The organism is Polynucleobacter sp. HIN8, from assembly GCF_030297615.1.
GTDB lineage: Bacteria > Pseudomonadota > Gammaproteobacteria > Burkholderiales > Burkholderiaceae > Polynucleobacter.
The window spans coordinates 1,972,564-1,984,719 of the sequence record NZ_AP028139.1; the positions used below are offsets into that span (position 1 = coordinate 1,972,564).

Genomic DNA, 12,156 nt, shown 5'->3' on the forward strand with positions numbered 1-12,156 from the left:
CCTTATGAAAAACATAAGGTCTTATCTTTGGGTCTTCCCAAAAACCATTGATGGCCCGTAATTTTTTTGCCCCCTGCGTTCTGAAGCTCCAAAAGCTCAAGCGGGCGATCCCCACACTGAACTAAAACGCCTTGCTCACCCTGTCCCAAAATAGTGCCTGGCTTTACATCAAGCGCATTACTTTCTGCCTTTGGCATTCGGGTAAGCCACACTTTCACGAGTTCCCCGTTTAGTTCTGTGCTTGCGCCGGGCGCTGGATTAAGGGACCGAACCTTTCGATCAATCTGCTCGGCGGTATTAGACCAATCCAGTTTTGCCTCCGCTTTCAATATCTTGTGTGCATACGTCACTCTATTTGGATCTTGGGGGTGCAATATTAATTTTGGGTTATCGGCAATTAATTTCAAGGCTTTAACAATTAACTCGCCTCCTAAATATGCCAAACGATCGTGCAGGCTTTGAGCGGTTTCATTGTTTGCAATCCATATTGCCTCGTCAATTAATACGGGGCCCGTATCAAGACCGGGTTCCATTTCCATAATTGCCACCCCGGTCTTGGTATCGCCCGCCTCAATCGCCCGCTGAATTGGGGCTGCTCCACGCCAACGCGGCAATAGTGAAGCATGAATATTAAAACAACCTCGACGACCAGAACGCTTAGACAATTGCAACAATGCCTCGGGCAAAATAAGGCCATAGGCAACAACAACCATTACCTCAAAATCCATCCGATCCAAAGCGGCTAATGTGTGCTTAGCCTCCTCTAAACGATTCAAATCCTTACTCTGCAAATGGAGGCTTTGTGGCTGTAATACAGGAATGTGATTCGCTCTCGCAAGGCGCTTAACTGGACTTTCTTGCAACTGCAAGCCCCGACCTGCCGGACGATCGGGTTGTGTTAAAACAGCGACCACTTCGTGGCCAGCAGCAATCACGGCGGCTAAGGCTGTGGCAGCAAACTCCGGGGTGCCAGCAAAAATAATTTTCATGATGTCTCGCTTAGCGAAGACCAACCATTTCTTTTGCTCGCTTTTTGAGTTTTGCTGAAATCCGACTCTGTTTTAAGGGTGACAGATACTCAACAAATACTTTGCCCTGCAAGTGGTCCATTTCATGTTGCAAACAAACAGCCAACAAGCCATCGGCTTCAAGCTCGAATGCTTTTCCATCATGATTTAAAGCCTTCACTCGAATTCGCTCGGGACGCTCTACCTCATCAAAATATTCCGGCACAGATAGGCACCCCTCGCGCCATGATTTCTTTTCGGGGCTCGACCACACAAGCTCTGGGTTAATAAACACCATTAGTTGATCACGCTCGTCTGAGGTATCAATCACAATAATGCGCTCGTGAATGTCAACCTGAGTGGCAGCAAGCCCAATTCCTGGTGCCTCATACATGGTTTGTGCCATATCCGCCACGATTGCTTGAATTCGCTCATCCACGACACTTACCGGCTTGGCAACCTTGTGGAGGCGAGGGTCGGGGTAATGAAGGATAGGTAGTACGGCCATATTTCAATTATCTTACAAACAAATCCGCCTGGCCTTCTAGTCGGGCTTTCTTGCTTTCGCAACAATAGGGGATGCATACGCCATTCTCGCTTACTGCCGACTTTCGAATTCAAGTTGTCACACTAGATTGTCCACAGTACCCAAAACGTTTACTGGATCTGAGCGACCCGCCGCAAAAACTCTTTTATGTGGGAGACATTGGGCTGCTTGCCCAACCCATGCTAGCAATCGTCGGGGCGCGCAAAGCATCTTTTGCTGGAATACGATTGGCGCAGTACTTTTCAAGCACATTGGGCCTTGCCGGTTATCACATTATTTCTGGGATGGCTTATGGAATTGATGGTGCCGCCCACCAGAGTATCTTGGACCTAAATGCTGCCCCTAAAACGATTGCGGTGTGCGGCAATGGACTCGATCGAACATACCCACCTGAGCACCGCGAGCTAGCGGCCCGCATTGCGATGAATGGTTTACTGCTGTCTGAATACCCCCCAGGAACGAGACCAAAAGGCTTTCATTTTCCAAGGCGCAATCGAATCATTGCCGCCCTATCTTTAGGAGTCGTGGTCATAGAGGCTGCGCAAAAATCCGGCTCTCTCATAACCGCCTACCTAGCAAGCGCATTGGGACGGGAGGTTTTCGTTTTGCCGGGGTCGATTTCATCGCCACTTTTTGAGGGTTCGCACCAACTAATTCAAGAGGGAGCGAAATTAGTAAGGCATGCTCAGGATGTGCTTGAAGAGTTACCAAACGTTTACCTCCATTAAAGCTTATTTAACTAAGTCATTGAATTTAATAGATTTTATTCCATTATGCTGATTCTGAGTTTGAGGCTCGTTTGACTTTATGCAAAGACCTGGGCTAATAATAAAAAAGGGGAAACTTAAAAACCGTTTAAATTAGTCTTCCTTTTGGTCAACAAAAGAGTCCATAAACAGACACGGCAAACATATCTTAATTAGGCGTAGCGTGGCAACAAGTACAAAGTCGAGCAGCAAAAAAAATTTGGTCGCCGAACACCCAAAGGCGCTCATTATTGCCGAAAAACCGTCAGTGGCAAACGATATTGCTAAAGCCCTAGGTGGCTTTACCAAGCATGACGAATATTTTGAGAATGAGGCGTTTTTAATCTCATCGGCCGTTGGCCATCTTCTTGAAATTGCTGCTCCTGAAGAATATGAGGTCAAACGAGGAAAGTGGTCATTTGTCAATTTACCTGTCATACCCCCGCATTTCGACTTGCGGCCCATCGCCAAGACGGAATCGCGTCTCAAGGTTTTACAAAAGCTCATTAAACGCAAAGACGTCAATCGCATCATTAATGCCTGCGATGCTGGTCGCGAAGGCGAGCTAATCTTTCGCTTGATTACACAGCACGCAAAAGCCCAACAAAAAATTGAGCGCCTATGGTTGCAATCGATGACGCCCGCGGCAATTCGGGAAGGTTTTAATAAACTGCGCTCAGACGATGAGTTAATTCCCCTTGCTGATGCAGCGCGCTGCCGATCCGAGGCAGATTGGTTGGTGGGTATTAATGGCACTCGGGCAATGACTGCGTTTAACAGCAAGAGCGGAGGATTTTTTCTAACAACGGTTGGGCGCGTTCAAACACCAACCTTATCCATTGTTGTCCAGCGTGAGGAACAAATTCGTAAATTTGTATCCAAAGACTACTGGGAAGTTCGAGCTGAGTTTATTGCTGCTGCTGGAATTTATGAAGGCCGTTGGATCAACCCTGATTTTAAAAAAGATCCTGCGGATCCTGATGCGCGAGAAAACCGCCTCTGGAGCGAAGCGGCGGCTAAGAGCATTGTTGCAGCCTGCCGAGGGAAAAAAGGGTCTGTGTCCGAAGAATCAAAGCCAGCAACCCAGTTAGCGCCCCAACTTTTTGACCTCACCAGTTTACAGCGCGAAGCAAATGCCCGATTCGGTTTCTCTGCCAAAAATACCTTGGGCCTTGCTCAAGCCTTATATGAGCGTCACAAGGTACTTACCTATCCAAGAACGGATGCGCGCGCCCTACCCGAGGATTACTTAGAAACGGTCCACAAAACCATTGAGCAGCTCGGTGAGCATGTGCCAGAGTATCGCCAATTTTCTACCGCAATCCTTAAAGGTGATGGTAAAAAATCTTGGATCAAACCCAATAAACGGATTTTTGATAACAGCAAGATATCCGATCACTTTGCCATCATCCCCACACTCGAGGCGCCCAAGAACTTAAGCGAGCCCGAACAAAAACTTTATGACCTGGTAGTTCGTCGATTCTTGGCGGTTTTTTATCCTGCGGCCGAGTACCGAGTTACGACTCGCATCACCGAAGTGTCTGGTCATCAATTTAAAACCGAGGGTCGGGTCTTAGTCGAGCCGGGGTGGCTGACGGTTTATGGAAAATCATCTCAAGCGGATGATGAGCTGGTACCTGTCCAAAAAAATGAATCGGTCCAAAACGAAACCGTTGAGCTCGTCGCCCTTAAAACCAAACCGCCGGCCCGTTACAGCGAAGCAACCTTATTGTCGGCCATGGAAAGCGCGGGGAAATGGGTGGACGATGAAGAAATGCGTGAAGCAATGGCTGAAAAAGGTCTTGGCACTCCCGCGACACGCGCTGCCATCATCGAAGGTTTATTGGCTGAAAAGTACATTGTTCGAGAAGCCCGCGAGTTAATTCCAACCGCAAAAGCATTTCAACTAATGACCCTCTTGCGCGGTCTAGACGTGGCGGAACTCACTCAGCCCGACCTAACCGGGACTTGGGAGCACAAACTAGCGCTTATTGAGGAAGGTAAGCTTGATCGCAATACCTTCATGCAAGAAATTGCACAGATGACGCAAAAAATTGTAAAACGTGCAAAGGAATTTAATAGCGACACAATTCCCGGCGACTATGCAACTTTAAAAACACCGTGCCCTCATTGTGGTAAGTCCGTGAAAGAAAACTATCGGCGCTTTGCCTGCGACTCCTGCGGCTTCACAATTAGCAAAACCCCGGGCGGTCGAGCCTTCGAGTACGAAGAAGTTGAATCCTTGCTCAAGGAAAAAACCATTGGGCCCTTACAAGGCTTTCGTAGCAAAATGGGTAGGCCCTTTGCTGCAATTATTCGTCTTACTGAAATTCCACTGGACGACGCTGACTACCCGAACGCGGGCTTTAAACTAGAGTTTGACTTTGGCAACTCGGGCGGTGAAGATGAAGAGACAGTCGACTTCACTGGCAGAGAAGCGCTTGGGGTATGTCCAAAATGCTCTGGCGCCATTTACGAGGATGGTATGCGCTATGTTTGCGAACACAATACAGGCCCCGCTAAAACCTGTGACTTTAAAACTGGGAAGGTTGTTTTACAACAAGAGGTGTCGGCGGAACAAATTAAAAAGCTATTGAAACAAGGCAAGACTGATCTCTTGACCAACTTTAAGTCCAATCGAACGGGTCGCGGCTTTAAAGCTTATCTTGCCTTAGATCCCAAAGGAAAAATTGGCTTTGAGTTCGAGGCTAAGGCGCCTGCCAAAAAACGCGCGGGCGATAAAAACGAAACTGATTCGGGATCTAAACCAAAGCGCGCCAGTCGCTCTAAAGCAAAATCCGAGGAGTGAGAGAGGGCTGGAATAACGATCGAGGCAAGCGTTGCCCATAGCAGCCCTCGCGAGCCAAGTGCGGTAGCCACATATACATTTTGCATGCTCGGAACCCCTCCAATAATCGGGAGTCGGTCTTTACTAACGCAACGCACCCCCACAAAGCGGTCGACTACCGCTAGCTCTGCGGGGTCGATTGTCCGCGGTCTTATCAAGCCAACAGCCAACTGTTGATTATGTAAATCGCTAGCGACGCGGGGCGCTATGCAATCTTGATTCTCCTCATAGGTTGACCCCACCAACCACTGATGCAGCTGGGCCTTGGCATTCCATACGGGTGGCGTGCAATACCCGTCCCCCGATAAATTAATTCTGGGGATATGCTCTAGCAAGCTTGATCGCTGTTTGATTCCAAATATGCTGAGCTGACCGCGCACCGGCTTAAGGTAAAGCTTTTGAGCAAATGGGGTTAAAAGATCTTGAGCGCCAAAGGCATTTGCAAGAATGATGGTTTGCGCTTTCGCGATGCAATTTCCATTGTTGTCTATGGCCTGCCAGAAATCATTTTGCGACTCCAGGCGAGCAACTTTAGTAGACCAAATGGTCTGCAGCCCCTTACACGACTGAAGGCGCTCTTTACATAACGTACCGAGATTTAGCGAGCCAGCACCTGGAAACCAAACGCCAGCGCGCTCCATCCCAAAGCGCTCTCGAGCCAGCTCAACTGAAACATACTCCCCAATATCTGCCGTAATGCCTAATTGGATGAGTTTGTTTTGTAATTCTCCCTCATCATAAGCGGCGCCTAATTTAGCAAGAGTAAAAACGCCGCGATGGGTCCATGCGTGAGCACAGTCAAGTTCGACCATCCGATAGGCAGCCAAGGCTAAACGATGCAGCCTACTGGCGGTTCGGCCAAGCGCTGGGTGCGTTATCGCACCATCATGGGCTGATGTTATGAGACCAGGTCCGGGGGCACCATCGACAATGCACACCGTAAGACCAAGTTGATAGTATTGATTTGCAATTGAGGTGCCGGCGATGCCAGCACCAATTACTAAAACATCAACCGGCCTAGAGAGCAAGCTGCTTGTGCTTAAAAGCGATTAGCAATCTTGGTTTTAATTTCTAAGAGCTCTTTTGGTAAGCGATTTGCTAATTTATCAAAAAGCTCTTGATGCAAATCTAGCTCCTGCTTCCAATCCTCTGCGCGTACCGCAGTTGATTGATTAAATTGCTCGGCCGATAAGGCTAAGCCATTCCAATTGAAGTCCGCATGAGTTGGTGATAGGCCAAGAGGGGTTTCGGTTGCTCCCGCTTTGTTTTCGGTGCGCCCCAAGATCCAAGCTAATACGCGCATATTCTCGCCAAAGCCTGGCCAAATAAATTTACCATTATGGTCTTTGCGAAACCAATTCACTAAATAAATTTTCGGCAAGATGGCGCCTTCTGCCTCAAGCTTTTTGCCCATATTGAGCCAATGCTGAAAGTAATCGCTCATGTTGTAACCCGCAAACGCAATCATGGCAAATGGGTCACGCCTCACCACACCAACCTTGCCAGTAATCGCAGCAGTGGTCTCTGAACCCATGGTTGCGGCCATATAAACCCCCTCGGTCCAGTTTCGAGCTTCACTAACCAAAGGAACTGTGTTTGAGCGGCGACCACCAAAAATAAACGCATCAAGCGGAACGCCCTCCGGGTTATCCCAGTTTGGATCAACGGCGGGATTATTGGTCGCTGCAGTTGTAAAACGCGCATTTGGATGCGCTGCTAAGCGACCGGCCTTACCGTCCTCTGGCGTCCAATCCTTACCCTGCCAATCAATTAAATGATTTGGCGGGGTCTCGGTTAAACCCTCCCACCATACATCGCCGTCATCGGTCAGGGCAACATTGGTAAAAATGACATCTTCGTTTAATGAATCGACACAATTCGCATTGGTCTCTCGATTGGTACCGGGCGCTACACCAAAGTAGCCCGACTCTGGATTAATTGCGTAAAGACGCACTTGACCGGTTTTAGGATCTTTGCGCGGCTTTATCCAAGCAATGTCATCGCCAACCGTTGTTACTTTCCAACCCTCAAAACCACGCGGTGGAATCATCATTGAGAAATTGGTTTTACCGCAGGCCGATGGAAAAGCAGCTGCCACATGGTATTTTTTTCCTTCGGGGGAGGTGACTCCCAAAATCAACATATGTTCCGCAAGCCAACCCTGTTCGCGCCCCATGGTTGAAGCGATTCGTAAAGCGAAACATTTTTTTCCTAAGAGGGCATTGCCGCCATAGCCCGAACCAAACGACCAAATCTCGCGTGTTTCAGGATAGTGAACAATGTATTTCGTTGGATTATTGGGCCAAACCACATCTTTTTCTCCTGGGGCCAACGGTTTACCAACCGAATGAACACAGTGAACAAATTCGCCATCGGTCCCCAAAAGCTCAAACACAGCTTTGCCCATGCGGGTCATGATGCGCATATTAATTGCTACATACGGGCTATCGGATAACTCAACACCAATATGGGCAATTGGAGACCCAAGTGGTCCCATGGAAAATGGCACAACATACATCGTGCGCCCCCGCATGCATCCCTCAAACAGGGGTGTTAAGGTTGCACGCATTTCGTTTGGTTTCACCCAATTATTGGTTGGGCCTGCATCCTCTTGGTGGGCTGAACAAATAAAGGTTCTATCCTCGACACGCGCAACGTCCATTGGGTCCGAGATCGCTAAAAATGAATTCTTCCGTTTTTGCGGGTTTAACTTCTTAAGGCTGCCGGCCTTAACTAACAGTTCGCACAGTGCGTCGTATTCAGACTGGGAACCATCGCACCAATGAATCTGATCGGGCTGCGTTAATGAAGCAACCTCTTCAACCCATTGAATCAATTTTTTGTTTTTTACATGCGCTGGCACATTTAAATTCACTGTGGCAGGACTGGCTGGTTTATTCATGAGACCCTCAAACGTAATCGTTTAATTTTTAACAAGATTTTTTTATACGCAAACAAAATTTATGACAATTTTAACATTTGTGTAACACTAAATTAAGCGCTTATTTGCCAATACAGAACTCACTAAATATCTTGCCCAACAGATCATCGGGCAATAATTTTCCAGTAATTTCGCCCAAATAATTTTGGGCGCAATGGAGCTCTTCAGCAAACAGCTCTAAAATGCGATTACCTCCAAAGCCATGTGTCATCGCTTTTTGCAAATGGTCTTTTGCAACCAAAATAGCTTGCAGGTGCCGAGTGCGCGCGGTGTAAATGCCACCATCTGCATTTCCCTCCCATCCGGCAAAACGTAAGATGGTCTCCTTGAGTTGATCAATGCCCTCTCCTGTTTTTGCTGAAATATAAATTTGCTTCGTTATAGCAACATCTTTTATCTGACCTGTTTGCTGGCGCTCCAGCAAATCGAGTTTATTCATCACAGTAAGAATATGGGCGCCTGAATGGGCGCAAGCCCTCACCTTTGTTTCTATGTCTCCAAAATTTACATCGGGCGCTTTTGTGACATCGTGCATCAACAAAATAATGTCAGCCTTAGTAATTTCATCCCAGGTTTGGGCCACACCAATCTGCTCCACAACGTCCTGAGAGTCACGAATACCCGCCGTATCAATTAGATGCACGGGTATTCCGTCGATTGAAATATTTTCAATAATTCGGTCGCGTGTCGTACCTGCAATTGGGGTAACGATTGCCCGCTCTTCTCCAACCAAGGTATTTAATAATGAACTCTTGCCCACATTTGGTGGGCCAACCAGCGCAAGGCGGATGCCATCGCGCAAAATTTTTCCTTGACTCGAAATTTTAATAATCTGATCTAAGTCATTCATGATTTTTTCGAGGCGCTGCTTTGCATTCGCAGACTCTATAAACTCAATTTCCTCCTCAGGAAAATCAAGAGTTGACTCGACCAAAATCCGTAACTGAGTAATCTCATCGATCAGCCGATTAATTTGTTCAGAGAAGCGGCCCTGCAAGGATAGCGCCGCGCCCCGCAAAGATGCGTCGCTTTGTGCATTAATGAGGTCTGCAATGGCTTCCGCCTGAACCAAATCAATCTTGCCATTTAAAAATGCTCTTAATGAAAATTCGCCCGGTCCGGCAAGAGCGACCCCGTCTGAGGACCCAAGCTCCATGACTCGATTTAAAACCAATTGCGTAACGCGCGGTCCGCCGTGGCAATGAAGCTCAATGATATCCTCGCCAGTGAATGAGGCGGGCGACTTAAAGAACAACAACAATACTTGATCTATTTGCTCTTGGTGTGCATCTTTTAAAACCAAGAAGTGTGCGAACCGAGGCCTAGGTTCCGTGCCAAGAAGCGTCTTCGCAAGCCCAATAAGATCTGGTCCTGAAACACGAATAATCCCAACGCCGCCAGCGCCCCGAGGGGTTGCTATTGCAGCAATGGGATTTTTATTCATTCAACCCCGATCCTTCATCGCTTAATTGGGTGGTCGTTTAATAAACATTTGATTAATTTGCCATTGCTGGGCAATTGACAAAATGTTATTAACTACCCAGTACAGCACAAGTCCCGCCGGGAAGAAAAAGAACATGACGGAAAAGATGATCGGCATCCACAGCATGATTTTTGCTTGAAGTGGGTCCGGCGGCGTTGGATTTAAGCGGGTTTGTACAAACATTGATACCGCCATAATGATTGGCAAAATAAAGTAAGGGTCTGGCACCGAAAGATCCTTAATCCAAAGAATCCATGGTGCATTTCGCATTTCAACGGATGAAAGCAAGACCCAATACAGTGCAATAAAAACAGGGATCTGTACAACCACTGGCAAGCATCCACCCAGTGGATTAATTTTTTCTTGCTTGTAAAGGTCCATCATCGCGCGATTTAATTTCTGCGGATCACCTTTGAACTGCTCGCGGAGGTTCATTAATCGCGGTTGCACTTCTTTCATGCGCGCCATCGACTTATAGCTTGCGGCTGAAAGCGGGAAGAAAATTAATTTAATGATGAATGTCAAAATTACAATTGCCCAACCCCAATTTGCGACGTAAGAGTGAATTTGTTCTAAGAGCCAAAAAATTGGTTTGGCAATTACTGTAAGGTAGCCGTAGTCTTTAATTAGATCAAAGCCCGGGGCAATTTTTTCTAAAAGAGTTTCCTCTTGTGGGCCAATAAATAGACGGGTGCTCTCAATATGACTTGATCCTGCTGGAATTGCAGCAACAGGAATTTGTAAACCAATTCGAAACAGATTTTGTTCTACCTTGCCGACATAAACATCTCGGGCTGATTTATCGCTTGGTATCCAGGCGCTTGCAAAATAATGTTGCACCATCGCAACCCAGCCAGGTTCGCCCGCAGGTATTTGTTTAGGAATATCAACTTTATTTTTTTCAATATCGGAAAAATTAATTTTGATGAATTTTTCTTTGTCGGTATATAAGGCCGGTCCTGTGAAAGTGCTATAGAACTCACTATCACTCACTGCGGAGCTATCGCGTACGATTTCGTTATAAAGAACTAAGCCGCCAGGGTTAGCCTGACCGGTAAGCTGTGTAATGCGGTGTTCGACTTCAACCACATAGCTGCCATCAGTTAAGTAATAGGTTTTTTCCAAGCGGACGCCGCCGCGCTCATTCACAAACGTCACAAACGTTTTATTGTCGGTGCGCCCATTTTTACCTATTGCAAACGAAACTGTGTGGTTGGGTAACTCGGTGTTGCTCGCTGAAATCAGGCCTGATCGGACAAAATATTGGTTTTGTGGGGTGATTTGCAACAACGCAATCGGTTTTTGATCGGGCGTTAATTGTTTTAACAGTTTTGCACTAGTAACGCTTGCGCCCGTTGCATTAATCTCGAGTTCTAAAACATCGTTTTTAATGGTGTGTTTTTCCCCAGAGGCTAAGTTGGATGCATTAAATGCTGGAGTTCGCTGGGGGGCGGGCAGACTCTCTGGCTTAGGAAGGTCGGTCGATTTTTGTGGCTGACCTGGGGTGGCTGATGGAGCCTGTGATGTGCTCGCTGGGGATGGTAAGGTTTCAGATGTTTTAGATGGGCTTGGTGTTTGGCTTGTGGGGGTTAGTGGTGTGGGCCCAAAGAGCGCTTGACGACCATCATAGATTAGCCAATTGTTATAGAGCATCAAGCCCGAAATCGTTAGTACCGCCCAAAGGAGTGTTCGCTTAATGTCCATAGTTAATAATTTGTGTGGATTAATTTTTGTTTGTTTTGCTCTGGATCAACCGGGTCGTAGCCACCGGCTGACCAGGGATTGCACCGCAAAATTCGCCAGCTGATTTTACCGATGCTTTTCAGGGTGGAGTGTTTCTTTAGGCATTCGCAGGCATAGTCTGAACAGCTCGGCAGGTATCGACACTGCCCCCCAACATATGGGGACAAAATGAGCTGATAAGCCCTTACTAAATAACTCAACAATCGGTTCATGAAATCAGACCCTGTAATTGGGCTTTTAATTGTTGATATTCAAAATTTCGAAGTCTTCCGTGCGTAGATCGGCCCACAGGCTGCTTTAGTCGGACGACAAGCTCTGAGAAATTACCGAGCGATCCTTTACGGGCTAATTCACGTGCAGCGCGCTTAAGTCGATTGCGGTCAATGGCGCGCTTTGCAAGCTTTTTGGCGATCGCAAGTCCAAGGTCAAGTTTGCCCCGCTCTTTTGAATCGGCATAAACAGCCCAGGCTTCACTGCTAATTGACCTGGTTCGCAAAAGGGCCTGAATTCGTGCCGATTTCAATTCATTACACTGCGAGTCTTTTGCGACCTTTGGAGCGACGCGCATTGAGCACCGCGCGACCGCCTTTGGTTTTCATACGAACCCGAAATCCATGGGTTCTTTTACGACGCGTTACAGATGGCTGATATGTTCTTTTCATGATTGTTCCTAAGAAAACCCTCTATTTTCTCAATTTGTTTGAATAGCGTCAACTTTATATCCGGGTTTTGCCTAATTATTTTTACCTACTATTGCAAACGATTGATTCAAATTAAAAAGCGCTCTTTACGCACAACTTATCCACAGCTTATCCCCTGTATTTTTACTTGTGGATAACTT

Annotated in this window: 10 protein-coding genes and 1 pseudogene; 2 read left to right on the forward strand and 9 right to left on the reverse strand. The window is 47.1% G+C overall.

All coding sequences use genetic code 11. The features are described from left to right. Window positions 1–2: 2 nt before the first annotated feature. Both fmt and def read right to left on the reverse strand, forming a co-directional pair. Entirely contained in the window at window positions 3–989 is a 987-nt protein-coding gene (fmt, locus tag QUE65_RS10300; protein WP_286281037.1) for a methionyl-tRNA formyltransferase, read from the reverse strand. 10 nt (window positions 990–999) lie between these two features. Further along, window positions 1,000–1,515 carry a peptide deformylase gene (gene def, locus QUE65_RS10305; RefSeq protein WP_286281038.1) on the reverse strand — a complete coding sequence of 172 codons (516 nt, stop codon included), beginning with the start codon at window positions 1,513–1,515 and terminating at the stop codon, window positions 1,000–1,002. Between the two features lie 71 nt (window positions 1,516–1,586). Between def and dprA the strand changes: the two genes are divergently transcribed. Further along, a complete protein-coding gene (gene dprA, locus QUE65_RS10310; RefSeq protein ID WP_286281039.1) occupies window positions 1,587–2,282 on the forward strand; it encodes a DNA-processing protein DprA in 696 nt (231 codons plus the stop codon). Window positions 2,283–2,484: 202 nt separating this feature from the next. After that, window positions 2,485–5,109: a DNA topoisomerase III gene (locus tag QUE65_RS10315; protein WP_286281040.1), complete on the forward strand. Its 2,625-nt coding sequence runs from the start codon at window positions 2,485–2,487 to the stop codon at window positions 5,107–5,109. Between the two features lie 83 nt (window positions 5,110–5,192). Here QUE65_RS10315 and QUE65_RS10320 read toward each other — a convergent pair. The 7 genes and pseudogenes from QUE65_RS10320 to rpmH all read right to left on the reverse strand — a co-directional run. Next, window positions 5,193–6,176: pseudogene (locus QUE65_RS10320) on the reverse strand (FAD-dependent oxidoreductase); the annotation flags it as partial. A gap of 11 nt (window positions 6,177–6,187) precedes the next feature. Continuing rightward, on the reverse strand, window positions 6,188–8,050 hold the full coding sequence (locus QUE65_RS10325) for a phosphoenolpyruvate carboxykinase (GTP) (RefSeq protein WP_286281041.1): 1,863 nt from the start codon (window positions 8,048–8,050) through the stop codon (window positions 6,188–6,190). 100 nt (window positions 8,051–8,150) lie between these two features. Then, a complete protein-coding gene (gene mnmE, locus QUE65_RS10330) occupies window positions 8,151–9,533 on the reverse strand; it encodes a tRNA uridine-5-carboxymethylaminomethyl(34) synthesis GTPase MnmE (RefSeq protein WP_286281043.1) in 1,383 nt (460 codons plus the stop codon). Window positions 9,534–9,554: 21 nt separating this feature from the next. After that, window positions 9,555–11,276 (reverse strand): membrane protein insertase YidC, encoded by a 1,722-nt coding sequence (yidC, locus tag QUE65_RS10335; protein WP_286281044.1) that lies wholly within the window; start codon window positions 11,274–11,276, stop codon window positions 9,555–9,557. A gap of 2 nt (window positions 11,277–11,278) precedes the next feature. Then, window positions 11,279–11,527 carry a membrane protein insertion efficiency factor YidD gene (gene yidD, locus QUE65_RS10340; protein WP_286281045.1) on the reverse strand — a complete coding sequence of 83 codons (249 nt, stop codon included), beginning with the start codon at window positions 11,525–11,527 and terminating at the stop codon, window positions 11,279–11,281. Further along, the gene (locus tag QUE65_RS10345) at window positions 11,524–11,838 is read right to left on the reverse strand and encodes a ribonuclease P protein component (protein WP_286281047.1); all 315 of its coding nucleotides are present in this window, start codon (window positions 11,836–11,838) and stop codon (window positions 11,524–11,526) included. Before QUE65_RS10345 ends, yidD begins: the two co-directional genes overlap by 4 nt. Window positions 11,839–11,842: 4 nt before the next feature. Beyond that, window positions 11,843–11,977, reverse strand: a complete 135-nt coding sequence (gene rpmH, locus QUE65_RS10350) for a 50S ribosomal protein L34 (RefSeq protein WP_108509260.1) — start codon at window positions 11,975–11,977, stop codon at window positions 11,843–11,845. Window positions 11,978–12,156: the final 179 nt, after the last annotated feature.